The following is a 25,865-nucleotide window of genomic DNA, read 5'->3' as shown; positions in this document are numbered from 1 at the left end:
CCCCCACCCCCACCTCCTCGCCGACCGTGACCAGACGGAGCCACCCATGAGTACGTCGAGCACCGAGCTCGCCGCCGACCAGCCCCCCGGCCTGGGCCCGGTCCGTACGCCGCTGTGGGCGCACGCCGCCAAGTGGCTCGCGATCGTCGCCGCTCTCGCGGTCGCGCTCTACGTCGCCACCCGGCTGGCCGAGGACGGCCACTGGCTCGGCGTCAGCCTCACCGCGATGGTCGCGCTGGCCGTGCTCGCGGTGTACGCGACCGGTCGCGCCGTGCCGATGAAGTACCTGCTGCCGGGCCTTCTGCTGTGCCTGGGCCTGCAGGTGTGGCCGATCGCGTACACGGCGATGACCTCGTTCACCAACTACGGCGACGGTCACCTGGTGAGCAAGGAGCAGGCCACCGCGCAGAACCTCGCCTACTCCGTGCGCGAGGTCCCGGGCGCACCCCGCTACCAGCTCTCGGTGGCGGTGCAGGCCGGCGAGTCCGTGACCGCCGGCGACCCGCACTTCCTGCTCACCGCGCCCGACAAGAAGACGTACGACGGCACCACCGGCGGCCTCGCGCCGCTGGACCAGGACGGCCTTATCCGCGTCGGCACCGGCCGGATCACCCAGGCGCCGGGCTTCACCGTGCTCACGCCGCGGCAGGTGAACGCGCGCCCGGACATCCAGAAGTTCGCGGTGCCGACGAGCGACGGCGGCGGCATCAAGGCGGTCGGTCTGTCGGAGGCGTTCGAGGGCAAGCCGACCCTGGTGTGGGACAAGGGCGCCGGCACCCTCACCGACACCGCGACCAAGCGGGTGTACGTCGCGAAGAACGCCCAGTGGGTGCCGCGCGACGGTCAGGGCGAGGCCCTGCCGGTCGGGTGGAAGGAGAACGTCGGCCTCGGCAACGTCAAGACGGTCGCCACCAACGAGACGATCCGCTCGGGCTTCCTGAAGATCTTCGCCTGGAACGTCGCGTTCGCGCTCATCTCGGTCGCCTCGACGTTCGTGCTCGGCATGCTGCTGGCGCTGCTGTTCAACGACCGGCGGATGCGGGGGCGTGGCGTCTACCGCTCGCTGCTGATCCTGCCGTACGCGATCCCGATGTTCGTGACGGCGCTGGTGTGGGCCTCGATGTTCAACCAGGACTTCGGTCTCATCAACGACCTCACCGGCCTGAACGTGGACTGGCTCGGCAACCCCTGGGCGGCCAAGTCGGCGATCCTGCTGACCAACCTGTGGCTCGGCTTCCCCTACTTCTTCATCGTGTGCACCGGTGCGCTGCAGTCGATCCCGACGGACGTGCTCGAGGCGGCCAAGGTCGACGGCGCGTCGGCGTGGCGTACGGTCCGCTCGATCATCACGCCGCTGCTGATGGTGGCGGTCGGTCCGCTGCTCATCGCGTCGTTCGCCTTCAACTTCAACAACTTCGGGCTCATCTTCCTGATGACCAAGGGTGGCCCGTTCGTCGAGGGTGACGCGTCGATCGGATCGACCGACCTGCTCATCACGTACGCCTTCCGGCTCGCCTTCACCGGGAACCACCCGAACTACGGTCTGGCGTCGACGGTCTCGATCTTCATCTTCATCATCGTCGCGCTGATCAGCATCCCGGCGTTCCGCCGGACCAAGGGTCTGGAGGAGATCAACTGATGGCCATGCTCACGCAGACGACGGCGGTCCCGGTCCCGGACGCGGCCGAGGAGAGCCAGCCGCCGCGCAAGTCCGGCGGCACCTGGTGGCGACACGTCCTCGGCGTGGTCGCGCTGATGTGGGCGCTGTTCCCGGTGGTGTTCCTGCTGTCCGCGGCGCTCAACAAGTCCGGCTCCCTGTCCACGACCGAGCTGCTGCCGAGCTCGTTCTCGCTGGACGCCTTCGACCGGCTGTTCAACGACCCGTCCCGGCCGTTCACGACCTGGTACAAGAACGCCGTCGTCATCGCCGGTGGCGGTGCGCTCGCCACGGTGTTCATCGGCGCGTGCGCGGCGTATGCGTTCTCGCGACTGCGTTTTCGCGGTCGCCGTCCGGGGCTGATGGCCCTCCTGCTCCTGCAGCTGTTCCCGGCCCTGCTCGCGGTGGTCGCGCTGTACCTGACGTTCTCGCACATCGGCGACATCCTGCCGCCGTTCGGGCTGAACACCACGATGGGGCTGATGCTCGCCTACCTCGGTGGCGCGATGGGCTCGAACATCTGGCTACTCAAGGGCTATTTCGACACCGTGCCGCGCGAGCTGGACGAGGCGGCGCTGGTCGACGGCGCCTCGCACGCGCGGATCTTCTTCACCATGACCCTGCGGCTGGTCGCGCCGATCCTCGTCACCGTGTTCATGCTCGCGTTCGTCGGGCTGTTCGGCGAGTTCATGCTGGCCAGCATCTTCCTGCTCGACTCCGACCAGCAGACCCTGGCGGTCGGTCTGTACGGCATGAGCTACGGCAACGAGGCCAACCGGCTGTTCGGGCAGTTCGCCGCCGGCTCGCTGCTGGGCTCGGTGCCGACCGTCCTGCTCTACCTCGCCTTCCAGAAGCAGCTGATCAGCGGCGCGACCTCCGGGTCGGTGAAGTGAACCGACCGCATCTGCTGGACCGACCGCATCACGACGGGTCGGCCCTGTACGTCTCGACGTCCGCTCCCGAGCCCGGCGAGCGGGTCAGGGTTCGCGTCCGGGTGCCTCGTGCGTACGACACGCAGGAGGTGCACGTCCGTCAGGTCACCGACGGCGAGCCGGAGTTCCGTTCGCTGCGCGTGGTGGTCCAGGACGACGTAGAGTCCTGGTGGGAGGGCGAGGTCGTCTGCCACAACCCGGTGACGTCGTACCGCTTCATCCTCAAGGGCGGACCGGGTGGGTACGCCTGGCTGAACGGCACCGGGGTGCACGACCGCGACGTCCCGGACGCGGCGGACTTCCGGCTCACCACCTACGCGCCACCGCCCGAGTGGGCGCTGGACTCCGTGGTGTACCAGGTGTTCCCGGACCGGTTCGCTCGCTCGTCCGGTCGCCCTCCGGTGGCGGACGACGCACCCGACTGGGCGATCCCGGCCCCGTGGGACGAGCCTGTTCTGACCGACCGCGAGTACGACGGGCACCAGCTGTACGGCGGAGACCTCGACGGCGTCCGTGAGCACCTGGACCACCTGGAGCGGCTCGGTGTCACGACCCTGTACCTGACGCCGTTCTTCCCCGGGCGGTCGAACCACCGGTACGACGCCGAGTCGTTCGAACGGGTCGACCCGGTGCTCGGCGGGGACGAGGCGCTGCGCCTGCTGGTCCGTGAGGCGCACGCCCGCGGGCTACGGGTGATGGGCGACCTCACCACCAACCACACCGGCGTCACGCACGAGTGGTTCGTGGCGGCGCAGGCCGACCCGGAGGCGCCCGAGCGCGACTTCTACCTGTACGACGAGTCCGGTGACTACGTCTCCTGGCTCGGGGTGAAGTCGCTCCCGAAGCTGAACCACCAGAGCGGCGGCCTGCGCGAGCGACTGTTCGACGCCGACGACTCCGGCGTCCGCCGCTGGCTCCAGGGCGACGACGCCCTCGACGGCTGGCGTGTCGACGTCGCGAACATGACCGGCCGCTGGGGCGCCCAGGACGTCAACCACCAGGTCGCCCGGCACATGCGCAAGGTCGTCGTGGACACGAGACCCGACGCGCTGCTCGTCGGCGAGCACTGCCACGACCACAGCCAGGACGCCATGGGCGACGGCTGGCACGGCGTCATGAACTACTCGGGCTTCACCCGTCCAGTGTGGACCTGGTTGCGGGACAACGATTTTGCCCCGAAGTTCCTCGGCTCACCGCTCATGGTGCCTCGGCTCGGCGGCGATGCCGTCGCGGCCACGATGGACGAGTTCGGCGCGATCGTCCCGTGGCGGTCGCGCGCACACAGCTTCACCCTCGTCGGTTCGCACGACACCACCCGTGTCCGCACGCTCGTGGGAGAGGACCCGTCGTACGTCGTCGTGGCGGCCGGTTTGCTCCTCACCATGCCAGGCATCCCGATGATCACCTACGGCGACGAGATCGGGATGGAGGGCGCCTTCGGCGAGGACGGTCGGCGACCGATGCCGTGGGACGAGTCCGACTGGGAAACCGACCTTTTCGACGCCTATCGGCAGCTGGTCGCGGCCCGTCGCGAGCTGGTCGCGCTCCGGCGCGGCGGCCTGCGCTGGGTCCACACCGATGAGGACGCCCTCGTCTTCCTGCGAGAGACGCCTGAGCAGACCGTCCTCGTCCTGTGCGCTCGCGGTCCGGTGCGCGTCGGTCTGCCCGTCGACCGTCTCCCGGGCATCGAGCGTTCACGTACCGTTGTCGGAAAGCCGTTGCAGCGCAACGGTGCCGAGGCGACGATCGACGCGCCAGGTCCGCAAGTCTCGGTCTGGGCCTGGGACGAGCAGAGGGGGACTCCGTGAGCGTGCGTCTGTCCGAGGTCGCGCACCACGCCGGGGTGAGCGAGGCGACCGTCAGCCGCGTGCTCAACGACCGGCCGGGCGTCGCGCAGGCGACCAGGGAGGCCGTGCTCACCTCGGTCGACGTGCTCGGCTACGACCGCCCGAGTGCGCTCCGCCAGCAGATGGTCGGCACCGTCGGCCTCATCGTGCCCGAGCTGACGAACCCGATCTTCCCGCTGTTCGCGCAGACCATCCAGATGAGCCTCGCCGCCTCCGGCTACACCGCGGTCCTGTGTACCCAGGCGCCCGGCGGCGTCCACGAGGACGACTACCTGCACATGCTCCTGGACCGCGGCGTCGCCGGCGTGATCTTCGTGAGCGGGCAGCACGCCAACCTCGACGTCGGCGTCGAGCGGTACGTCCAGCTGCGGTCGCGCGGTCTGCCGATCGTGCTGCTGAACGGCCACCGCGACGAGATCGACGCGCCCTCGCTGTCCAACGACGAGGCCGGAGCGGTCGAGCTGGCCGTATCGCACCTGATCTCCCTGGGGCACCAGCGGATCGGGCTCGCCACCGGCCAGCACCGGTACGTGCCGGTCGTCCGCAAGGTCGAGGCGTTCCGGCGGCTCGCGACCGAGCGGCTCGGCGTCGCGGACCCCGGCCAGCTGGTCGCCGAGACGTGGTTCAGCGTGGAGGGCGGTGTGCTCGCCGCGCGGGCCCTGCTCGCGCGGGACGTCACCGCGATCGTGTGCGGCTCGGACCTGATGGCGCTCGGCGTCGTCCGCGCCGCCCGCCAGGCCGGGCTGCGCGTGCCCGACGACCTGTCCGTCGTGGGGTACGACGGCTCGCTCATCTCCGGGTTCACCGATCCGCCGCTGACGACGGTCCGTCAGGACGTCGGCGCGATGTGCGAGGCGGCGGTCCGGGCGCTGGTCGACGAGATCGGCGGTCGTCCGCACCCGCGGGGCGACGCGTTGTACGCGCCCGAGCTGGTGGTCCGGGGCTCGACCGCGCGCGCCCCGCGCTGATCAGCCTCTGCGTCGGTCCAGCACCGCGCGCAGTACCGCGACGGCGGCGTCCGGAGCGGGCACGCGGTAGCGGGCGCAGGTCGGCCCGTCACCGACCTTCACCGTCACGTGGTGGTCCTGCTGCAGGACCGCGAAGGCTTTCTCGTCGGTGACGTCGTCGCCGAGGTAGAGCACGGACTCGGACGCGCTGGACTCTGCGAGCGCCTGCAGGGCCAGGCCTTTGGTGACCGTCAGGACGCTCAGCTCGACGACGTCCTTGCCGCGCATCGCGTGGATGCCGGGGTCGGCGTCCGGGATGCGCAGGGCAGCGGCGGTCGCGGACGCGGCCTGCGCCTCGTCCACCCGCCGGGTGTGCAGGACGACGCCGGCGGGCTTGCGCTCGATCCGGGTGTCCGGGTGGCCGGCGACGATGTCCTCGACGTACGTGGTCGCCGCGCCGAGGCGGGCGCGCGCCGCGGCGTCCATGGTCGTGCCGAGCCCGAGGTCCTGGCTCGCCTCGGCGCCGTGCGACCCGATCAGCACCACCGAGGAGTCGGTCCCGAGGCCGCTCACCAGGCGCAGCGACTGCAGGTCCCGGCCGGACACCACCGCCGTGGTGGTCCCGGGCAGGCCGCTGAGCGCGGTGAGGACGTCGATGGACCCGGGCAGCGGTCGCGAGTCCGTCGGGCGGTCGACCAGGGGGGCGAGCACGCCGTCGAAGTCGGTGGCGGTGAGCACCCGCGCGCGGGCTGCGTACGTGTCGAGCGCGGACAGCAGGGGTGCGGGCACGTCGGTCATCGGGTCTCCTGCGTCAGGGGGCCGGTGGCTTCTCGGGCGCGTGCTCGAGGGCGTCGAGGTACTTGCCGGCCCAGTGCTGGACGTCGTTGCGGGTGACCTGCCGGTGCAGGGCGCGCATCCGCCTGTTGCGCTCCGCGGCAGGGGCCTCAATGGCGGCCATGATCGTGTTCTTCAGGGCCTCGATGTCGTGCGGGTTGCAGCGGAACGCCTGCCGCAGCTCGTTCGCTGCGCCGGTGAACTCGCTCAGCACCAGCGCCCCGGGACCCTCGTGGCAGGTGACGTACTCCTTGGCGACGAGGTTCATCCCGTCCCGCAGCGGCGTCACCAGCATGACGTCGGCGGCTCGGTAGAGCGCGGCCATCTCCTCGCGGGGGAACGACCGGTGCAGGTACGACACGGCGGTGGAGCCGAGAGGGGAGTGCGCGCCGTTGATGTTGCCGACCGTGCGCTCGACCTGGTGGCGCAGCTCGCGGTAGGCGGCGACCCGCTCCCGGCTCGGCGAGGCGACCTGGACCAGCATCGTGTCGTCGGCGCTGAGCCGTCCGTCGTCCAGCAGCTCGCCGAACGCCTTCATCCGGTGCCGGATGCCCTTGGTGTAGTCGAGCCGGTCGACCCCGAGCAGGATCGTGCGCGGGTTGCCCAGCTGCTCCCGGATCTCCTTGGCCCGCTGCCGGACCGGCTCGCTCTCGGCGAGCTCGGCCAGGCCGCCGGCGTCGATGGAGATCGGCACGGCCGCCGCGCGGACCCGACGGTCGGTCTCGGGCACGTCGACGACGTCGCCCTTGGTGCGGGCGCCGAGGAGGCGACGGCACGCGCGCAGGAAGTTCTCCGCGTCGGCCGGCCGCTGGAACCCGAGGAAGTCGGCGCCGAGCAGACCGTTGAGGATGGCGTGCCGCATCGGCAGCTGTGCGAACAGCTCGACGGGCGGGAACGGGATGTGGTTGAACCAGCCGATGCGCACGTCGGGTCGCAGCACGCGCAGCATCCGCGGCACGAGCTGCAGCTGGTAGTCGTGCACCCAGACCGTCGCGCCCGGTGCGGCGACCTCGGCGCACTGCTGCGCGAACCGCCGGTTGACCTTCTCGTACGCGGCCGCCCACCGCCGCTTGAACGTCGCCGGCACGATCACGTCGTGGTAGATCGGCCAGAGGCTGTCGTTGCTCTGGCCCTCGTAGTAGGCCGCGACCTCGTCCGCGCTCAGCGGGACGGGGACGAGCAGCAGGTCGTTGTCCAGGAACGGCTCGGGGGCCTCGTCCGGCTGCCCGGACCAGCCCACCCACGCCGCCTCGCGCCCTCGCATCACCGACTCCATCGCGGTCACGAGGCCGCCGGGACTGGTCTGCCACTCCACGGATCCGTCGTCGTGGACGATCCGATCGACGGGGAGCCGGTTGGCCGCGATCACGAAGTCGTACGTGCGTGCAGAACTCACATCAGCCCCTCAGGGTCATCGGTGCCCTCGACCCTATCCGCACCGGGAGCATGCCTCGTACGCCTCCTCGGGCAGGCGATCCCGGCGTGCGCGTTCGATGACTCCGGCGCGTGCCGGGCGATACATTCAGGCATGCGCATCAGCGATGTCATTCGCCACAAGGGCCGGTCCGTCGTCACGATCCGCAGCGACGCGACGATCAAGGACCTCGTCACGCTCCTGGCCGAGCACCGCATCGGTGCGGTCGTCGTCTCCGACGACCCCGAGGCGGGAGCGGTCGCTGGCATCGTCAGCGAGCGGGACGTCGTCCGGGCGCTGCCGGGGGCGGGCGAGGGGTTCTTCGCTACGCCGATCAGCCGGATCATGACCTCCGACGTGCACACCTGCGCGCCCGAGGACGAGATCGAGTCCGTCGCCCGCGAGGTGACCGACCGGCGCATCCGGCACGTCCCGGTGATGATCGACGGGCGCCTCGCCGGCATCGTCAGCATCGGCGACATCGTCAAGCACCGCATCGACGAGCTGCAGGCCGAGCGGGACCAGCTGACCGACTACATCCAGCGCTGATCGAGCATCCGCCCGCGGTCCCAGGTCCGGATCAGGGTGGGCTCGGCGCGCTCGGAGCCGACACTCAGGTGGGACCGAATACCGTTGTGCCATGACCGCTGACCCGCGCGACCACGGTGACTCCTCGACGGCCGCCCACCGGCTGCCGCGGGGAGGGCTGATGCGCGGTGCGCACGGCGCCATGATCGAGGACGACCCGACCTCCGAGCTGCCGCCGGCGTACGAGACGCTCGGGCCGTACCGGCTCGTCGCCAAGCTCGGCGAGGGCGGCATGGGCGTGGTGCACAAGGGTCTGGACGCGCACGGCACCGAGGTCGCGATCAAGGTGCTGCGGGCCCACATCGCGCACGACGCCGACGCGCGGGACCGGCTGCGCCGCGAGGTGAGCACGCTCGCGCGGGTGCAGCACGAGTCGGTGGCGCCGGTGCTGGACGCCGACGTCGAGGGGGACCGGCCCTACCTCGTCACCCGCTACGTCCCCGGCCCGCCGCTGGACGACGTCGTGGAGGAGCGCGGCCCGCTCGGGCCGCAGCAGCTGGTGATGCTCGGCCGTGGTCTGGCCAACGCCCTGCGGGAGATCCACGCCGCCGGGATCGTGCACCGCGACCTCAAACCGGGCAACGTGCTGATGGTCGGCGACGACCCGGTGCTCATCGACTTCGGCATCGCGCACGTCGCCGACGACGTCCGCCTGACGATGACCGGCCTGGTCATGGGGACGCCGGGGTACCTCTCGCCGGAGGTCGTCGAGGGTGCCCCGGTCACCGAGTCGACCGACTGGTGGGGCTGGGCGGCGACGCTCGCCTTCGCCGCGTCCGGGCAGGCGCCGTTCGGCCGCGGCCCGATGCCGGTGGTCCTGGACCGCGTGACCCGCGGACAGGCCGACCTGTCCGGGGTCGACGAGCGGCTCCGTCCGCTGCTGGAGAGCGCCCTGTCGCCGGTCCCGGAGCAGCGCCCGACCGCCGACCGCGTCCTCGCGCAGATGGAGGAGTACGCCGCGGGCGGCCACACCACCGGCATCCCGCTGATGGCCCCGCCGAGCGAGCGGCCGATCACCGAGCCGATCCCCACCTCGGCCCCGCACCCCAGCACGCAGCAGACGCCGGTCGCGCACGCCACCCAGCCGAACCCGACGCGCAACCCGGACCCGACCGGAGTGATGCCGGCCGCGCGACCGCAGCAGAACCCGTACGCGTCCCCGCCGCGGCCCTACCCCGCCGCCCAGCCGCAGGCTCCCGTCACCGGCGCGAGCCCGACCCACCAGGCCGACCGGTGGCAGGCGGGCCCCGGCCCGGGCCCGGCCTCGGCCGAGCAGTGGCGACCTCCGGGCACCGACCCCCGGATCGGCCAGGCCGCCCGCAGCTGGAGCCTCACCGCGCTGCTCGCAGCGGCCGTAGGCCTGGCGGCGGTGTGGCCGCTGCTCGGGTTCACCCTGATCGTGCTGTGGAGCATCGCGGCCCGGCTCGTCGACCGGTCGATGACCGCGATGGTGATGCGCCGGTACGAGGGCGGCCGGCGTCGCTCGGACGGCGTGATGGCCGTGGTCGCCTCGCCGTGGCACCTGACCCGAGCGGTGCTCGGGACGATCTTCGCCCTGCTCGTCCCCGCGTTCGTGGGCGCGTGCGCCGCGGTGACGACGGCGCTCGCCCTCGCGATGCGCAGCGGCGACGACCCCCGTCTGGACCAGGGGCTGCCACTCGCCGTCGGCGCGATCGTCGTCTGCTGGGTGCTGTGGTGGGGCCCGGGCGGCACCTCGATGAGGCGCGGCTCTCGCAGCATGGTGCGCGGGGCGCTGCCCTCCCAGCCGCCGACGCAGGTGGTCGTCGCGCTCGCCGTCGTCATCGCGGGCGCGTGCGCGGTCTGGTCGTACGGCAACGGCGGCGACATCAGCTGGTGGCCCATGAGCGGCAGCCCGAGCTGGTCGGTGAACGACTGGCTCCCGGACATCCCGCAGCGCTGACCCATGGGTGAGGACAAGCCCCGCTGGAAGCCGCGCGAGCGACTGCTGCGCGGCGAGCCGGTCACCCAGCCACTGCCGATCTCGGACGCCCTGCGGCTGACGCCGTACCGCGACCCGCGGATGAGCACCGAGCCCGAGGCCGAGGCGGAGACCCGCAAGCGGCTCGACCTCGCCGTCCGCGTCGGTGAGCTGCTGCTGCGCTGCGGCGCAGGCACCCGGGACGTCGAGTCCAGCGTGGTCGCCGTGGCCGCGGCCGCGGGAGTACGGCGGGTCGAGGTCGACATCACCAACCAGTCGTTGCTCGTGCAGTGTCCGACGTCGGCAGGTGCGCCCGTGACGCTGCTGCGCGTCGTCCGGTCCTCCTCGCGCGACTTCGCCCGGCTCACCGCCGTGCACCAGCTCGTGGACCGGCTGGTCAGCACCCCGTTCGACCTGGACAGCGCGGTGCACGACCTCAAGCAGATCCAGCGCGAGCCGCGGCTGTACCCGCGCTGGCTGGTGATGCTGGGGTACGGCGGCCTGGCCGGCGGTGTGGCGACGCTGCTCGGCGGTGGGTCGGTGGCGATCGTCGTGGCGGTCCTGTCGTCGCTGGCGATCGACGTGCTCGGCAGGTACCTGAAGGCCCGGGGACTCCCGGCGTTCTACGTGGCGGGTGCCGGTGGCGCCGCCGCGACGGTGCTCGCGTGGGCGGCGTACGTGCTGACCCGGTCGCTGCCGGGGCCGGACATGAGCGAGACGGGCTTCGCGGTGGCGGTGTCCGCGGGCATCGTCGTGCTGCTCCCCAGCCGGACCCTCGTCGCGGCCGTCGAGGACGCGATCACGGGGTATCCCGTGACCGGAGCCGGGCGGATGCTGACGGTGGTCCTCACCGCCGCCGGCATCATCGTCGGGGTCGCCGCGGGGCTGCAGATCACGCTGCGGGTCGACTCCGCCCTGGACCTCGGGCTGAGCACACCGCAGCGGCTGAACCTCTCCGACGTCCAGCCGCAGATCGTCCTGGCGTTCGCCGGTGGCGCCGTCGGTGCGATGTCTGCGGCCCTGACCATGCGGTCGCGCCCCCGGATGCTGCTGCCGACCGCCGGGCTCGGCCTCGGCGCGGTCGCCGTCTCGCAGGGTCTGAGCCGGCTGGTGGACGTCGGCACCACGACGGCGGTCGGCGCGGCGGCCGTCGGGGTCGGGGTGATCGGGCGGCTGCTCGCACTGCGGCTGGGTGCGCCGGCTCTGGTCATGGTCGTCCCGGCCGTGTCGCCGCTCCTCCCCGGCCTGCGAATCTTCCGCGGCATGTACGAGACCATCGCCGGCAGCGCCGTCGGTGCCCATGCGGTGGCGAGTCCGGCGGCGGGCGTCGCGACGCTGGTCGGTGCGGCCGCGGTGGCGCTCGCGATCAGCACCGGCGTCGTCCTCGGGGACGTGCTGTCGGCGCCGTTCGACCGGCCGATCGTGCAGCGCAGACGCGCTCGCCGCCGGTGAGTGAACCCGCTTATACCGCAAAATGCCGGCGTTGTGGGGGATATGACAGACATCGATCATCGACGTCAAAACCCGTAACGTTTGGCCCACAGCGGGCGATATTCCCGCCAGCGCAGCCTTCTGGCCGCCGGACAACTGCATAGATCACTGCTTTGTTGCGCGCGCCCGAACGCCGAACCTCGTCTCAGAGGCGCGATTCCCCGGATGGCCCGGGGCGCATGACGAGGGTGGGGGAACCACTTCCGGCTCACGTCCGCGTGAGCCTTGGGGTGAAGCCGGTCCGCCGGCCGGGCACCTGACAGCCCGAACCCGACAGCTCACCTCACAGGCGTTCGTCAGGAAGGAAGCACTGTGCGCTACTCCCCGAAGCATGCCTCCGAGCAGTCGAGTACCCGTGGCGTCAACGGCCGTCGTGTCGTCGGCGTCGCGGTGGCCTCCGCCGCAGCAACCACCGGCGTCGGCCTCGCGTCCGCCGGTGAGGCGCACGCATCGACGCCCGCCAACGTCTGGGACCGCGTCGCCGCCTGTGAGTCCGGTGGCAACTGGTCGATCAGCACCGGGAACGGCTACTACGGCGGTCTGCAGTTCTCCTCCGGCACCTGGCGCGCGTACGGCGGCACCGCGTACGCCTCGACCGCCAACCGCGCGAGCCGTGACACCCAGATCCGCATCGCCCAGCGGGTACTGGCCAACCAGGGCCCAGGCGCCTGGCCGGTCTGCTCCCGGCGCGCGGGCCTGACCCGCAGCAACGGTCTGGCCGTCCAGGTCGGCGGCGGCGGCACCACCTCGCGCGGCGGCAGCACCTCGACGGTCGGCAAGCTGGCCGTCGACGGCTCCTTCGGCCCGAAGACGACGCGTGCGGTCCAGAAGTGGGTCGGCGTCACCCAGGACGGCTCGTTCGGCCCGATCAGCAAGCGCGCCCTGCAGCGCAAGGTCGGCGTGACCCCGGACGGCAGCATCGGACCGCGTACGGTCGCGGCCCTCCAGTCCCGCATCGGCATCTCCCGGGACGGCGCTTCCTACCTGAACGCCCGTACCGTGGCCGGGCTCCAGCGCTACCTGAACGCGCACGTCCTCTGACCTCACCCTGAACGCCCCCCGCAGGGCCGGCCGGACTCGTTCCGACCGGCCCTGCGGCGTGCCCGCATCGCGTCTCGCCGACCCCGGCCGGCCGGTCGCTCATGACGGTCACCGGTTGTCCACAGGGGCGCCCACTGTGAACGCCTCGTCCGGGCATCATGTGCGGGTGCTTCCTCTCCTCGTCGCCGTCGCGACCGCCGCCGGTGGTGCCGTCGGGCTCGGCGTACGCGCCTGGTTGCGTTCCGGGCGGTGGCGGCTGCCGTACGAGACGGCCGCGTCCCGTACCTCCTTCGGCTGGGTGGTCCTCGTCATCGCGGCGCTGTGGGGTACGGCCGCCTGGGGGCTCGCGCGGGTCGACCTGGAGGCCGCCTGGCCGGCGTACGCGGTGCTCACCGCCGCCGGGGCGGCGCTCGCGGCGGTGGACCTGCAGGTGCACCGCCTCCCGGACGCGCTGACCCTCGGTGGGTCGGCGGTGGTGGGTGGGCTGCTGGTGCTCGCGTCGGCGGTCGAGTCCGACTGGCACCGGATGTCCACGGCGCTCTGGGCCGCGGGGCTGGCGTTCGTGGTGTTCCTGGTGCTCGTGCTGGGCGGCCTCGGGCTGGGGGACCTCAAGCTGGCGGTGCTGCTGGGGCTCGGTCTCGGGTGGCTGAGCCTCCCGACCGCGCTGCTCGGCATCGGGGCCGGGTTCGTGCTCGGTGGGCTGTGGGCGAGCGTGCTGGTCGCGCGCGGGGCGTCACGGACCACCCGGTTCGCGTACGGCCCGTCCATGCTGCTCGGCGCCCTGGTCGCCTTCCTCGCGGTCTGACCGGCACCGTCCGGGGCCAGTTGCCGCGGGATCGTGGGAGGTGGCCCCGGACGGTGCCGGATCGGGGGCCGGTTGCCGCGGGATCGTGCGAGGTAGCCCCGGTGGCTGGCTGTCGGCGACGGCGTCCGCCTCGTCGGGCGGGTAGCATCGTCGCGGCTGTCGCGACCGTCACGGGCGTGCCTGCTCGCCGGTGTAGCTCAGTTGGTAGAGCGCTTCACTTGTAATGAAGATGTCGCGGGTTCGACTCCTGTCACCGGCTCCACGTACGTCACCCCGTGATCGCGGGATCGTCTACCGGTCGTCACCGCTGCCGCCGAGGACCGCTCGGGCCTCTTCTCCCTCGGCGCTGCGGTGCTCAGCGCTGACTGCTGTTCGTCGTTCAGGTCCATGTGGGCTCCCCAGGTCGGTCTTTCGGTCGGCCCGGACGAGCGGCGCGCAGCAGAGCAGTTCGCAGCAAGGGCGGACCCGGGAGCAGAGCGAACCGCCCGGATTGGCATGCCGGTCGGTTCGGCGGGGTGCGGTGGCGCGGATAGGTTCGAGCCATCCGTCCCGGTCGTGCGCACGCGCGGCCGGACCGTTGACCCACAGGAGGCCACCCGTGACCGTCCAGAGTGACGTCGTACGCCGGCGTCGGCGACTGATCCTGCCCCTGGCGGCGCTGGGGTCCCTGGTGCTGGTGCCGTGGACGGTCTACATCGCATTCGCGCTGCCCCATCACTACGCCGCCCGGAGGTGGGAGTGGACCTGGACGGGCTTCGACATCGCCCTGGCGCTGGCTCTCGGCGCGACGGCGTGGCTGGCTTGGAAGCGCAGGCTGATGACCGTGGTCACCGCTACCGCCGCCGGCACCATGATGCTGATCGACGCATGGTTCGACGCCATGACCGCGACGTCCGAGGACCAGGCCGAGTCGCTGCTGACCGCCCTGCTGCTGGAGGTTCCGATGGGTCTGCTGCTCCTCGCCGCCGCCGGCCAGATCACCATGCGCGTGGCCCGGGCGCTCGCAGCGGCAGCGGGTGGCAGTGACGTCCCGACTCCCTGGTGGCGTCTGCCGATCAGCCATCCGACGGCGGCGGACTAGCCCAGCTCGTACGCCCGCACCGGGCCGGGCGGGTCCTCTCCGACCCGGCCGTCGACGGACTCCCGCAGCAGGTCCGCCTGGCCGGCGTGGCGCCCGTACTCCTCGATGAAGTCGACGATCAACCGCCGGAGCGACTCCCGACCCGACGCGAACGTGGCGCCCGGGCCGCCCGCCCTGACCGCCGCCTCGAGCGCGGTGCGCGACCGGGCGACCGCGGCGTCCCACAGCGCGTACAGGGTCTGCGGGCTGTCGGCGTCGGCGGACTCGAACGCCCACTCCGAACGGCCCTCCTCGGGTACGGACGCCCACGGCTCGGGCAGCGGCGCACCGCCGAGCTCGCCGGTGAAGTTGAGGTCCTCCATGTACGCCAGGTGCTTCAGCAGCCGGCCCAGCGTCAGCGTCGACGCCCCGACCCGCGCGGACAGACCGGCGTGGTCGAGGTCGGCACACTTCCACCGGAAGGTCGCGCGCTGCCGCTCCAGCGAGCCGAGCAGGGTCGACGCCTCGTCCCCGACGGCGGGCGGCTCGACGTACCCAGCGGTGGTGTCTCCATCCATGGCTCGGACGGTACGGCCGGTTCCGGACGATCGGCGTCCGGCGTCCGGTGAACGCCAGAGCGCCCGACCGCCGAAGCGGCCGGGCGCGCTGTGAGCGGTGCGCTCGGGTCAGCGGGTCGAGGACGCGCTGGTCGCGTCCCAGATGTACGGAGTGGTGTTGTAGACCACGCGGTAGTCGCCCTTGGCGCTGTTGATGTAGCTGTAGCTGTACGTCCCGGCGCTGTTGGCCGTGGCGTACTTCAGGCCCTTCCAGGTGGAGGTGCCCGCCGCGCGGAACTGGATCGTCCCGGTCGCGCCCGCCCAGGCGATCGGCTTGTGGTACGCCGTGGAGTAGCGGGAGACCCGGGTGTTGATCGTGACCTTGCTGCCCGAGCGCGTGGTGGACAGGGCCGCCCAGGAGCCGACCTTCACCGTCGTGACCGGGTTGTTCTGGGTGTATTGCGCGGTCTGGTCGCCGGTGAACGCAAAGTCGTCCTGCCAGGTGCGCCGGCCCAGCTGGGTGTTGTCGAACACGTCCCACGTGGAGGTGCGGGAGCCGTAGACCTCTCCGGAGTCGCTGAAGTCACCGAAGAAGATGAAGTCGCTGGGGGCGTCGTACGAGCCGACGTACCACGCGGCGATCGGAGTGTCGCTGATCGCGCAGCCGCCGGTGACCCGGACCGGGATCGACTGCCAGTCGTTGACCACGCGGGCGGTGCTCGGCACCACGAGCGAGCAGCTGCCGATGACCGGACCGCCCTCGGGGCCGACGACGTGCGCGACCTTCGAGCGCAGAGTGTTGGCGTGTAGGCGCTTGGAGTCACCGGAGTCGGCGACGGCGTGCGGGGCCACGGCGGCACCGAGGCCGGTGGCGATGACGGCGGAGAGGGCGAGCGCCCGGGCAGAACGAAGCAAGGAAGAAGTCCCCCTGTACATGGCGCACGGGTCTGAGGCATGGTGCCCTTCGCATCGCCGCGCGGCCACGAAACTGTAAGTGGGCGAATCGGCGGATCCGGCCGTCGTTACCGAATCGTTCGCAACGCGTGCCGGATGCCTCGACGTCCGTGCATCGGGGCGGTGTGCCCGTCGCGGTCAACGGGTATGAAGGGGTGATGACCGAGATCGCGATCCCCCGACCGACCCAGGGCGACGTCGTCCAGCTGATCCTGGAGGACCACCGGTTCTTCGAGGCGTTGCTGCGCGACCTGCGCGACGTCACCGCCGACCGGGATGCGGCCCGGGCCGCGCTCTCCGCGGTGCTCATCGCGCACGGCGAGGCGGAGGAGGAGAAGGTCTACCCGCAGCTGCGGAGCAAGGACGCGATCGGTGAGCACGAGGCCGAGCACGGCGAGGAGGAGCACGCCGAGGGCAACCAGGCGCTGCTGCACCTGCTGGAGTGCAAGGGCACCGACACCCAGAAGTTCGACGACGCCGTCGAGGATCTCGCCACCGCGCTGAACCACCACATCGGCGAGGAGGAGCAGACCATCCTCAACCCGGCCCGCACGGAGGTCGGCGAGCAGGTCCGCCAGGACCTCGGCAGCGCGTGGGCGGCCAGGCGCAGCGAGCTGCTCGACCAGGACTGTGGCTCGATCGCGTACGTCGAGAAGGTCGTCGCGCGTGCCGAGAAGGAAGGCAAGCTGCCGGACGACGAGAGCTGAGCCGCGGGTGCAGCTCACCGACAGGCCCACCTACGCGCCGAGAGGCCCACCGATCCGCAGCGGATCAGTGGGCCTCTCGAGGGAAAGGTGGGCCCGTCGGCGGACCGGGCGCCCGTCAGCGCGGCGGCATCCGCAGGGCGCCGTCCAGCCGGATGACCTCGCCGTTGAGCATCGGGTTGTCGACGATGTGCGCCACCAGCGAGGCGTACTCTTCCGGGGCGCCGAGACGCGACGGGTGCGGCACCTGCTTCTCCAGCACCGACTTCACGTCGTTCGGCAGCCCGGCCATCATCGGCGTCTCGAACGTGCCGGGCGCGATCGTCATGACGCGAATCCCCTTGTCCGCCAGGTCGCGTGCGGCGGGGAGGGTGAGGCCGACGACGCCGCCCTTGGACGACGCGTACGCCGCCTGCCCGACCTGGCCGTCGTACGCCGCGACGGAGGCGGTCATGACCACGACACCGCGGTCCCCGTCGATGGGTTCGTTGCCGGCCACCGCCTCGGCGGCGAGGCGGAGCACGTTGAACGTCCCGATCAGGTTGATCTCGACGACCGAGCGGTACTGGTCGAGGTCGTGCACGCCGCGCTTGCCGATGATGCGCCCGGGCGTCGCCACGCCCGCGCAGCTGACGACGACCCGCAGGTCGCCGAGCCCGGTCGCCGCGTCGATCGCGGCCTGGACCTGCTCGCCGTCGCGGACGTCGGTGGCGACGAAGTGGGCGCGCTCGCCGAGGGAGGCCGCGACGTCGGCGCCGCGCGACTGCTCGAGGTCGGCGATGACCACAGCGGCACCGTCGGCGGACAGGCGGCGGGCGGTCGCCTCACCGAGCCCGGAACCTCCGCCGGTGACGAGCGCGACGGTGGAGTCGTTGATCTGCAAGGAACTGGGCCTCTCTACTTCAGCAGCTGGCGGGAGATCACCAGGCGCTGGATCTGGTTGGTGCCTTCGAAGATCTGCGTGACCTTGGCGTCGCGCATCATCCGCTCGACCGGGAAGTCCTGGGTGTATCCGGCGCCGCCGAGCACCTGGACGGCGTCGGTCGTCACCTTCATCGCCGCGTCGGTGGCGGCGAGCTTGGCGACGGCGGCCTCGCGGGTGAACGGCCTTCCGGCGTCACGCAACCGGGCGGCGTACAGGTAGGCGGTGCGACCCGAGGACACCGCGGCCTCCATGTCGGCCAGCAGGAACGCCAGGCCCTGGTTGTCCGCGATGGCCCGCCCGAACTGGCGGCGCTCCTTCGCGTACGCGATCGCGACGTCGAGGGCGGACTGCGCGAGTCCCGTTGCGGCAGCGGCGATTCCGAGGCGACCGGAGTCGAGAGCGGCGAGCGCGATCTTCATGCCCTCGCCCTCCTCGCCGATCAGGCGGCCGGCGTCGACGACCGCGTCGTCGAGGACGACCTCGCGCACGGGGTCGCTGGCCAGGCCCATCTTGCGCTCGGGCGCACCGAACGACAGGCCGTCGGTGTCGGCGGGGATCAGCAGGCAGGAGAGCCCGCGCGTCGGGTCGTCACCGGTGCGCACGAACGTCGTGTAGAAGTCGGCGTACCCGGCGTTGGAGATCCACGCCTTGCGGCCACGGACGGTGTACGACGACCCGTCCTCGCTGCGCCGCGCGCGGGTGGAGATGGCCGAGACGTCGGAGCCGGCGTCGGGCTCCGACAGGCCGTACGCGCCGAGCAGCCGACCGCTGAGCATGTCGGGGAGCAGCTCCTTGCGCTGCGTCTCCGAGCCGACGGTGGCGAGGGCGTAGCAGGACAGCGAGTGCACCGAGGTGCCGACGGCGACCGACATCCAGGCGTGCGCGATCTCCTCGATCACCTGCAGGTACACCTCGTAAGGCTGTCCGCCGCCGCCGTACTCCTCGGGGTAGGGGAGGGACAGCAGGCCCGCCTCGCCGAGGGTCAGGTAGACGTCGCGGGGCATCTCGGCCGCCTTCTCGGCGGCGTCGACACGAGGGGCGAGCTCGCGACGGGCGAGGTCGCGGGTGAGCTCGATGAGGTCAGCCGACTCCGGTGTCGGCATGAGGCGCTGCACGGGCATGGCGACGAGGGTAACGGCCGCGGATGTGGCTTCGGTCACGGGAGCCGTTCCGGTTGCTCAGCGGAGAATCTCCCGTCTACGCTGTCTGCGACCGTAAAAACTCCCGTATGAAGTGGTGGCAGTGGTGAGTGTGTTCCCGAAGGTGCTCGTGGAGCAGTCGCACAGCAGCGCGTGGTCGTTGAGCCGTGAGGTCGCGGCGACGATGAACCCCGCCAACCCGGCCGACGCCAGCCTGGCGCGCGCGGCCGAGGTCCTGACGGCGCGTGGGCTCGAGGTCCGCGCTCACAGCAGCGGCGCGCTCACGCAGGACGCGCTCGCCGAGCACGACGTGCTCGTCATCGCCCACCCCGCCGAGGCCCGCTCCGAGCGCGTGATGGGCGACCTGCCGCCCGCGCTCGACGAGAGCGAGCTGGACGCCGTCGAGGCGTACGTCCGCGACGGCGGCGGCCTGGTGGTCCTCGCCGAGTGCGATCAGGACAGCTACGGCAACAACCTCAACGAGCTGCTCGGCCGGTTCGGCCTGCGCGTGACCAGCACGCTCGTCCACGAGTCCGCCGACGGCGGTCGCCGTCACCTCGGCAACGCCACCTGGGTCCTCGGCCAGCCCGGCGAGGGTCTGGGCCAGGGCCTGCTCGCCGGCGTCGACCAGATGTGCTTCTACCGCGCCGGCGTCGTCGACGTCTCGGCCGCGGCCGACGCGACCGTCCTCGCCCGGACCAGCGCGACCGCGTACCCCGCCGGCCAGCCGCTCGCCGTGGCGACCCGGTACGGCGCGGGCCGCGTCGTCGTCCTCGCGGACTCCGACCTGGTCGGCGACGACTCGATCGACGAGCTGGACAACGCCCGGCTGTGGACCAACGTCGTCACCTGGGCCTCCGGTGCCGGCCGCGCGGGCGGCGCGGCCGCGGCGACCAGCGAGGCCGCGTCCGCGCCCGAGTGGCTCGCGCTCAAGGCCGCCGTCGAGGAGCTGCGGCTCCTGCAGACCAAGGACGGCTCGATCGAGGACGCCGGTCAGCACGCCCGCGCCGGCGAGCTCGTCGCGACGATGAAGACGCAGATCGCGGCACTGGCCCCGCGCTTCCCGCACGACGCGGCGTACCTCGAGGCGCTGCCGGTCGACCTGGACCGCTGGGTCGAGTCCGGGTTCGCCAAGCCGGACTTCCTGGACTCGCTGATGGCCTTCCGCCCGGACCTGTGCCGCGAGGACCAGATCGAGCACCTGGTCGTCTTCCCGATGTACACCCAGAACGGCAACCTCGACCGCGTCTTCGAGGCGCTCCTCATCTCGGTGCAGTGGCCGGACTGGCTGGCCAAGGTCGAGGAGACCTACGACAACCGGATGTTCCTGGCGCTGAACTTCATCGACTTCACCCCGGGCTACGCCACCAACTCCGCCGTGCTGTTCCCGGAGACCGTCGCCGTGCGCGAGGTCCCGAAGTTCAGCTGGGGCGGCATCTTCTGCGACCGCGAGGGCGCGCGCTTCCGCCGCGTCGTCTCCGCCGCCGCGGACCTGCTCAGCCTGCAGCTGCCGCCGGACGCCGAGCGGCTGGTCGGCTCCCAGGAGCTGGCCCAGTCGACCTTCGCGATGTGGGACCTCATCCACGACCGCACGCACAGCCACGGCGACCTGCCGTTCGACCCGTTCATGATCAAGCAGCGGATGCCGTTCTGGATGTACGCGCTCGAGGAGCTGCGCTGCGACCTGAACACCTTCCGGCAGGCGGTCGACCTGGAGGCCCAGGGCCAGGCGTACGCCCGCTCGGTCCAGTACGCGATCCTGTTCGACCGGCTGTTCCGCTTCCCGATCACCGGTGACCGGGTCCGCAACTACGACGGGCTCGGCGGGCAGCTGATGTTCGCCTACCTGCATCGAGGCGACGCGCTGCGCTGGACGGACAACAAGCTGTCCTTCGACTGGCGACGCGTCCCCAAGGTCGTCATCGCCCTGTGCGAGGACGTCGAGCGGCTGTACCGCTCCGGTATCGACCGCTCGCGGGTCGGCCACTGGCTGGCGTCGTACGAGTTCGTGTCCTCGTACGTGGCGCCGCACCCGGCCTCGACCTGGGCCAAGGGCGCCCAGGCGCTCCCGCTGGACGGGCCGCCCAAGGGGCTGACCGACCTGGCGCAGCCGGACGAGTTCCCCCTGAACGTGTTCTACGAGGCGCTGCGTAAGAAGATGGCCGACGTGATCGCGTCGACCAGTGGCATCACCGCGTCGACCCCGGAGCTCACCAAGGAGAACGCATGACCGACGCCAGCACGTCCGGCTCGACCAACGGCCTGGTCGTCGTGGTGACGGGAGCGGCCGGTGCTGCCGGTCCGCCCGTCGTCCGCCGCCTGGTCGCGGGCGGAGCCACCGTCGTCGCGGTGGACGTCGACCCGACCAAGCTGGACGCGGCCGTCGCCGGCATCGAGGGTCCGGGCCGGGTCGAGACTGCCGTCGTCGACCTGCTCGACGAGCCGTCGACCCTCGCGTGGGGCCACGAGCTCGTCCAGGAGCACGGCCAGGTCGACGGCCTGCTGCATCTGGTCGGTGGTTGGCGCGGCGGCAAGGGCATCGTCGAGTCCGACCTCGCCGACTGGGACGCGTTGCACGACAGCCTGATTCGTACGCTGCAGCACGCCTCCCGCGCGCTGCACGACCCGATCAAAGAGTCGCCCCGCGGCCGGCTCGCGATCGTGTCGAGCGTGCAGGTCGACAAGCCGTCGGCGACGAACGCCTCGTACGCCGCCGCCAAGGCAGCCACCGAGGTCTGGACCCGCGCGGTCGCTGACTCGTTCGAGGGCAGCCAGGCCGCGGCCACCGTCGTCCGGATCATGGCGCTGCTGACCCCGGCGATGCAGGAGGCCAAGCCGGAGGCGAAGTTCAAGGGCTTCACGCACGTCGACCAGGTCGCCCAGACGCTGGTCGGGCTGTGGGACAAGCCGGCGAGCGAGATCAACGGCGCGATCCTCGACGGGCGCTAAAAGCCTTGCAGTGCGGGCGATCCCGGGCGAGGTTGATGGCATGACGACCGACCGCAAGCACCCCGACATGTGGGTCGACCCCGAGGACGACCCGCGCGACCAGAGCAGCACCACCGGCGAGCGGCAGACGCTGCTCGGATACCTGGAGTTCTACCGGCTCACGTTGAAGATGAAGTGCGACGGGTTGAACGCCGAGCAGCTGGCACGGCGCTCGGTGCCGCCCTCGACGATGTCGCTGCTCGGGCTCATCCGCCACCTGGCACGGGTCGAGCACCACTGGTTCGTCCGCGTCATGCAGCAGCAGCAGGTCGACCGGATCTACTGGTCGGCCGACGACGGTGACCTCGACTTCAACGGGGTGGTCGCCGACGACGAGGTGGTGAGCCGGGCGTGGGCCGACTGGGAGGCGCAGGTCGCGGCGGCGGAGGCGTACGTCGAGAGCGCCGCGTCGTTCGACGTCTCCGTGCCGCTCGGCGAGGAGACGGTGGAGCTGCGCGACGTGCTGGTGCACATGATCGAGGAGTACGCCCGCCACTGCGGGCACGCCGACCTGCTGCGCGAGTGCATCGACGGCCGCACCGGCCAATGACCCCCTGACGCCACTCGGGCTCGCGCTGGGGCGCTCGCCGGGCTCGCCCGGCGTCCTGGGGGTGGCGCCGCTGGCATCCTGTTCCGACGACCCTGAGAGCATCGAACCTGTGACCGATGAGCTGAACCCCCTGCACGACCCGTCCGACCGCGGCTTCGCCAGCGACAACTACTCGGGCATCCACCCCGAGGTGCTCGCCGCGATCGTCCGCGCGAACGGCGGCCACCAGGTCGCGTACGGCGACGACGTCTACACCGCCGACCTGCAGCGCGTGTTCCGCGAGCACTTCGGGGAGCAGGCCGAGGCGTTCCCGGTCTTCAACGGCACCGGCGCCAACGTCGTCGCGCTCCAGGCGGCCACGGCCCGGTGGGAGGCGGTGGTGTGCACGACCACCGCACACATCCACGTGGACGAGGGTGGTGCGCCGGAGCACGTCGCCGGCCTGAAGCTGCACACCGTCGACACGCCGGACGGCAAGCTCACGCCCGCGCTGCTCGGCACGCTGCCGCAGGAGCGCGACGGCGACGAGCACTTCGCCCAGCCGCGGGTCGTGTCCATCACGCAGACGACCGAGCTGGGCACCGCGTACACCGCCGAGGAGATCCGCGCGATCGCCGAGTACGCCCACGAGCGCGGCTGGGTTCTGCACGTCGACGGCTCCCGGCTGTCCAACGCCGCCGCCTCGCTCGGCCTGCCGTTCCGGGCGTTCACCACCGACGTCGGCGTCGACATCCTGTCCTTCGGCGGCACCAAGAACGGCCTGATGGTCGGCGAGGCCGTCGTCGTGCTCAACCCGGACGCCGTCCGCGGGGTGAAGTTCCTGCGCAAGACCTCGATGCAGCTGGCGTCCAAGATGCGCTTCATCTCCGCCCAGCTGATCGCGCTGCTGACCGACGACCTCTACCTGCGCAACGCCGAGCACGCGAACGCCATGGCGCGGCGTCTCGCGGGGGCGGTCGACGGCGTACCGGGGCTGAGCATCGCCCGCCCAGTGCAGGCGAACTCGGTGTTCCCCGTCCTGCCGGTCGAGGTGTCGAAGCGGCTGATGGAGAAGTTCCGCTTCTACTTCTGGGACGAGTCGACGGGCGAGGTCCGCTGGATGTGCGGCTTCGACACGACCGAGGCCGACGTGGACGCGTTCGCCGCCGCCGTACGCGCCGAGCTCGGCGGCGTCTGAGGGCGAGTTTGCGGCGTCCCGAGCGCAGGCCCGCTCGCGAGGGCAGGATGTCCTCATGGGCGTGGGGTCCGTGCCGGTCGGACTGCTCCACCCCGGCGCGATGGGCGCCGCGGTGGGCGCGTGCCTGGTGCGCGCCGGCGCCGAGGTGCTCTGGGCGTCGCAGGACCGCAGCGACGCGACCGCAGCCCGCGCCCGCGAGGCCGGCCTGACCGATGTGCGCACCGTCGACGCCCTCCTGGAACGGGCCGGGATCGTGCTGTCGATCTGCCCGCCGCACGCGGCGCTCGCGACCGCGGCCCTGGCCCACGACTTCGGCGGTGTGTACGTGGACGCAAACGCCGTGTCGCCCGGCACGGTACGCGAGGTGGCCGGCCTCGTCCCGCGCGCGAGGTTCGTCGACGGCGGCATCGTCGGGTCGCCCCCCACCCACGAGCAGGGGACGCGCCTCTACCTCTCCGGTCCGTCGGCCCCGGGCGTCGCGGAGCTCTTCGCCGGGACGACCGTCGAGTGCCTGGTCCTGTCCGGTGGCGTCGGCGTGGCGTCCGCGCTGAAGATGGCGTACGCGTCGTGGACCAAGGGCAGCGCGGCACTCCTGCTGACCGCTCGGGACCTGGCGCGCGCCGAGGGTGTCGAGGACGAGCTGGCGAACGAGTGGGCCCACTCGTTGCCGCAGCTCGCGGACCGGCTGGCGGCCGCTGAGCGCTCCGCCGCGACCAAGGGCTGGCGCTGGGTCGGCGAGATGGAGGAGATCGCGACGACCATGCGCGAGGCCGGGCTGCCCGACGGCTTCCACCAGGCTGCCGCGGCGACCTACCGGCGGTACCCACGGCCCCGGTCCTGATCCGCGGCCACAGGACGGGCCGACCCGGCGTACCGTGTGCGCGGCGTGGTTCGGACGAGGGAGCGTGCATGGCAGGGGAGACCGGGCGCCTGTCGCGGAGCGGGCGGATGTGCCGCGTGGCCGTGCTGCTGGCGGTCGCCGCTGCGGTGACCGCCGGGACCCTCGGGGAGGACGACCGGTCGTGGCCGTTCGCGCCGATGGTCCAGTTCGCGTTCAAGGTCGACACGAACGGCGAGATCCACTCGCTCGGCATCGAGGCCGTCGACGTCACCGGGCGGCCGCTCGTCGTCCCGCTGGGTGGGGGCGGCATCGGGCTGGAGCGAGCGGAGATCGAGGGGCAGGCCACCCGGATCGAGAACGAGCCCCAGCGCCTGCAGGCGATCGCCGTGATGTGGGCGTCGTACGCCCCGCAGCGGCCTCGCCTGGCCACCGTCCACCTCGTCGACACGGTCAGTACGCTGCGGGACTCCACCGTCGTCGGCAAGCGGCGTACGACCGTGGCGACCTGGTCGGTCGCGCATCCGGCGCAGCCGGGGGAGCGGTGATGGGCTGGTTCTTCCCGCAGGTGCCGATCGCCCGGATCGCCTGGTTGCGGCGCCTGGTCTACGCGGTGGTGCTGCTGGACGTGCTCGTCCTCACGGCGTTCCCGATCGGCCACGGCAACGTGCCGGCGGAGCTGTACAAGCCGCTGCCGTTCCGCGAGCTGCTCCACCTGCCTGCGCCGTCACCGGTGTACGTCCAGGTGCTGCGCGTGGTGATCGTCCTGTCCGCGCTGGTCGCGCTGTCCGGGCGGCTGCCGCGGCTGGCCGGCTGGGTCTGCGCGATCGGCATGCTCGACTGGCTCAGCAACGCCTACTCCTACTCCAAGATCAACCACGACCACTTCGCTCTCGTGGTGGCGCTGTGCGTGCTGCCGCTGGTCGGGCGGGTGGCCGTGAGCGACCGCCGTACGAGCGAGTCGGCCGGCTGGACGCTGCGCATCATCCAGGTGGCGGTGGTCGCCACCTACTTCCTCGCGGCGATCGCCAAGGTGCTCGACGCCGGTTGGGGCTGGGGATCGTCGGCGGTGCTGGTGTGGGCGCTGACCAGGCGCGGGTCGGCGCTGTCGGAGTGGCTGGTCGGGATGCCGTGGCTGACCCAGGTATTCCAGTGGTCGGTGTTCGTCGCCGAGTTCGCGTCACCGGTCATGCTGTGGCTGCGCGGGCGCGCGCTGTACGCGGTCGTGGCGTTCTGGCTGTTCTTCCACCTGTCGACGTTCCTGCTGCTGTCGATCCACTTCCTGCCGACCGTGGTGTGCCTGCTGGCGTTCCTCCCGCTGGAGCGCCTGACCCGCAGCGATCCGCGCGACCCGGGCCTCGAGGACCCGCCCGTCGACGCCCCCACCGGCAGAACCTGGCGTCGAGCACAGGTATAGCCGTGCCGGCGACCACCTTTTGCCGGCCCCTGGCAAAAGCTGGGGCTCGGCACAGGTATGC

General features: G+C 71.7%; 24 protein-coding genes, 1 tRNA gene and 1 riboswitch. Of the genes, 19 read left to right on the top strand and 6 right to left on the bottom strand.

All coding sequences use genetic code 11. The annotated features are described in order from the left end of the window. Positions 1 to 46 precede the first annotated feature (46 nt). From P4R38_RS19125 to P4R38_RS19110, 4 genes are read left to right on the top strand one after another with little or no spacing between them, the layout of a single operon-like run. Positions 47 to 1,639 carry an ABC transporter permease subunit gene (locus P4R38_RS19125; protein WP_277193561.1) on the top strand — a complete coding sequence of 531 codons (1,593 nt, stop codon included), beginning with the start codon at positions 47 to 49 and terminating at the stop codon, positions 1,637 to 1,639. Then, a complete protein-coding gene (locus P4R38_RS19120; RefSeq protein ID WP_409201287.1) occupies positions 1,639 to 2,550 on the top strand; it encodes a sugar ABC transporter permease in 912 nt (303 codons plus the stop codon). The genes P4R38_RS19125 and P4R38_RS19120 overlap by 1 nt, the downstream gene beginning before the upstream one ends. Further along, positions 2,547 to 4,397 (top strand): glycoside hydrolase family 13 protein, encoded by a 1,851-nt coding sequence (locus tag P4R38_RS19115; RefSeq protein ID WP_277193560.1) that lies wholly within the window; start codon positions 2,547 to 2,549, stop codon positions 4,395 to 4,397. Before P4R38_RS19120 ends, P4R38_RS19115 begins: the two co-directional genes overlap by 4 nt. After that, on the top strand, positions 4,394 to 5,404 hold the full coding sequence (locus tag P4R38_RS19110; protein ID WP_277193559.1) for a LacI family DNA-binding transcriptional regulator: 1,011 nt from the start codon (positions 4,394 to 4,396) through the stop codon (positions 5,402 to 5,404). The genes P4R38_RS19115 and P4R38_RS19110 overlap by 4 nt, the downstream gene beginning before the upstream one ends. Here the strand turns inward: P4R38_RS19110 and otsB are convergent, their stop codons facing one another. Next, positions 5,405 to 6,181 (bottom strand): trehalose-phosphatase, encoded by a 777-nt coding sequence (gene otsB / locus P4R38_RS19105; RefSeq protein WP_277193558.1) that lies wholly within the window; start codon positions 6,179 to 6,181, stop codon positions 5,405 to 5,407. 13 nt (positions 6,182 to 6,194) lie between these two features. Next, complete coding sequence (locus P4R38_RS19100; RefSeq protein WP_277193557.1) at positions 6,195 to 7,613, bottom strand: alpha,alpha-trehalose-phosphate synthase (UDP-forming); 1,419 nt, start codon at positions 7,611 to 7,613, stop codon at positions 6,195 to 6,197. 132 nt (positions 7,614 to 7,745) lie between these two features. On the opposite strand from P4R38_RS19100, the gene P4R38_RS19095 reads away from it, so the two are divergent. The 7 genes from P4R38_RS19095 (at position 7,746) to P4R38_RS19065 (ending at position 14,576) form a co-directional block, all read left to right on the top strand. Further along, positions 7,746 to 8,180, top strand: coding sequence for a CBS domain-containing protein (locus P4R38_RS19095; RefSeq protein ID WP_277193555.1), 435 nt, complete (start codon positions 7,746 to 7,748; stop codon positions 8,178 to 8,180). A 91-nt stretch (positions 8,181 to 8,271) separates the two neighbouring features. After that, positions 8,272 to 10,140 (top strand): serine/threonine-protein kinase, encoded by a 1,869-nt coding sequence (locus P4R38_RS19090; RefSeq protein WP_277193554.1) that lies wholly within the window; start codon positions 8,272 to 8,274, stop codon positions 10,138 to 10,140. Between the two features lie 3 nt (positions 10,141 to 10,143). Next, positions 10,144 to 11,610: a threonine/serine exporter family protein gene (locus tag P4R38_RS19085; protein ID WP_277193552.1), complete on the top strand. Its 1,467-nt coding sequence runs from the start codon at positions 10,144 to 10,146 to the stop codon at positions 11,608 to 11,610. 196 nt (positions 11,611 to 11,806) lie between these two features. After that, positions 11,807 to 11,956: riboswitch (cyclic di-AMP (ydaO/yuaA leader) on the top strand. 5 nt (positions 11,957 to 11,961) lie between these two features. Then, the gene (locus P4R38_RS19080) at positions 11,962 to 12,690 is read left to right on the top strand and encodes a transglycosylase family protein (protein ID WP_277193551.1); all 729 of its coding nucleotides are present in this window, start codon (positions 11,962 to 11,964) and stop codon (positions 12,688 to 12,690) included. A gap of 166 nt (positions 12,691 to 12,856) precedes the next feature. Beyond that, positions 12,857 to 13,495, top strand: coding sequence for a prepilin peptidase (locus P4R38_RS19075; RefSeq protein WP_277193550.1), 639 nt, complete (start codon positions 12,857 to 12,859; stop codon positions 13,493 to 13,495). Between the two features lie 186 nt (positions 13,496 to 13,681). Next, positions 13,682 to 13,757: transfer RNA gene (locus tag P4R38_RS19070), tRNA-Thr, on the top strand. A gap of 336 nt (positions 13,758 to 14,093) precedes the next feature. Then, entirely contained in the window at positions 14,094 to 14,576 is a 483-nt protein-coding gene (locus P4R38_RS19065; RefSeq protein ID WP_277193549.1) for a hypothetical protein, read from the top strand. Here the strand turns inward: P4R38_RS19065 and P4R38_RS19060 are convergent. After that, on the bottom strand, positions 14,573 to 15,133 hold the full coding sequence (locus P4R38_RS19060) for a mycothiol transferase (protein ID WP_277193548.1): 561 nt from the start codon (positions 15,131 to 15,133) through the stop codon (positions 14,573 to 14,575). The two genes, P4R38_RS19065 and P4R38_RS19060, sit on opposite strands and share 4 nt — an antisense overlap. 108 nt (positions 15,134 to 15,241) lie before the next feature. Continuing rightward, entirely contained in the window at positions 15,242 to 16,027 is a 786-nt protein-coding gene (locus tag P4R38_RS19055) for a hypothetical protein (protein ID WP_277193547.1), read from the bottom strand. Positions 16,028 to 16,224: 197 nt separating this feature from the next. Between P4R38_RS19055 and P4R38_RS19050 the strand changes: the two genes are divergently transcribed. Further along, positions 16,225 to 16,773 (top strand): hemerythrin domain-containing protein, encoded by a 549-nt coding sequence (locus P4R38_RS19050; protein WP_277193546.1) that lies wholly within the window; start codon positions 16,225 to 16,227, stop codon positions 16,771 to 16,773. Positions 16,774 to 16,888: 115 nt separating this feature from the next. Here the strand turns inward: P4R38_RS19050 and P4R38_RS19045 are convergent, their stop codons facing one another. Continuing rightward, the gene (locus tag P4R38_RS19045; protein ID WP_277193545.1) at positions 16,889 to 17,653 is read right to left on the bottom strand and encodes an SDR family NAD(P)-dependent oxidoreductase; all 765 of its coding nucleotides are present in this window, start codon (positions 17,651 to 17,653) and stop codon (positions 16,889 to 16,891) included. Positions 17,654 to 17,667: 14 nt separating this feature from the next. Beyond that, the gene (locus tag P4R38_RS19040; protein ID WP_277193544.1) at positions 17,668 to 18,816 is read right to left on the bottom strand and encodes an acyl-CoA dehydrogenase family protein; all 1,149 of its coding nucleotides are present in this window, start codon (positions 18,814 to 18,816) and stop codon (positions 17,668 to 17,670) included. 124 nt (positions 18,817 to 18,940) lie between these two features. On the opposite strand from P4R38_RS19040, the gene P4R38_RS19035 reads away from it, so the two are divergent. The 7 genes from P4R38_RS19035 (at position 18,941) to P4R38_RS19005 (ending at position 25,804) form a co-directional block, all read left to right on the top strand. Beyond that, the gene (locus tag P4R38_RS19035) at positions 18,941 to 21,064 is read left to right on the top strand and encodes a DUF6421 family protein (protein WP_277193542.1); all 2,124 of its coding nucleotides are present in this window, start codon (positions 18,941 to 18,943) and stop codon (positions 21,062 to 21,064) included. After that, entirely contained in the window at positions 21,061 to 21,783 is a 723-nt protein-coding gene (locus tag P4R38_RS19030; RefSeq protein ID WP_277193541.1) for an SDR family oxidoreductase, read from the top strand. Before P4R38_RS19035 ends, P4R38_RS19030 begins: the two co-directional genes overlap by 4 nt. A 40-nt stretch (positions 21,784 to 21,823) precedes the next feature. Then, positions 21,824 to 22,372: a DinB family protein gene (locus P4R38_RS19025; protein WP_277193540.1), complete on the top strand. Its 549-nt coding sequence runs from the start codon at positions 21,824 to 21,826 to the stop codon at positions 22,370 to 22,372. A 109-nt stretch (positions 22,373 to 22,481) separates the two neighbouring features. After that, positions 22,482 to 23,549, top strand: a complete 1,068-nt coding sequence (locus P4R38_RS19020) for a threonine aldolase family protein (protein ID WP_277193538.1) — start codon at positions 22,482 to 22,484, stop codon at positions 23,547 to 23,549. Between the two features lie 55 nt (positions 23,550 to 23,604). Continuing rightward, positions 23,605 to 24,390, top strand: a complete 786-nt coding sequence (locus P4R38_RS19015; protein WP_277193536.1) for an NAD(P)-dependent oxidoreductase — start codon at positions 23,605 to 23,607, stop codon at positions 24,388 to 24,390. Between the two features lie 68 nt (positions 24,391 to 24,458). After that, positions 24,459 to 24,935, top strand: coding sequence for a hypothetical protein (locus P4R38_RS19010; RefSeq protein ID WP_277193535.1), 477 nt, complete (start codon positions 24,459 to 24,461; stop codon positions 24,933 to 24,935). Next, a complete protein-coding gene (locus P4R38_RS19005) occupies positions 24,935 to 25,804 on the top strand; it encodes an HTTM domain-containing protein (protein ID WP_277193534.1) in 870 nt (289 codons plus the stop codon). Before P4R38_RS19010 ends, P4R38_RS19005 begins: the two co-directional genes overlap by 1 nt. Positions 25,805 to 25,865 lie beyond the last annotated feature (61 nt).

Source organism: Luteipulveratus flavus (assembly GCF_029439465.1).
In the GTDB taxonomy this organism is placed as follows: domain Bacteria; phylum Actinomycetota; class Actinomycetes; order Actinomycetales; family Dermatophilaceae; genus Luteipulveratus; species Luteipulveratus flavus.
The sequence above is the reverse complement of the archived record's forward strand: the minus strand, read 5'-3'. Positions and strand labels throughout refer to the sequence as shown.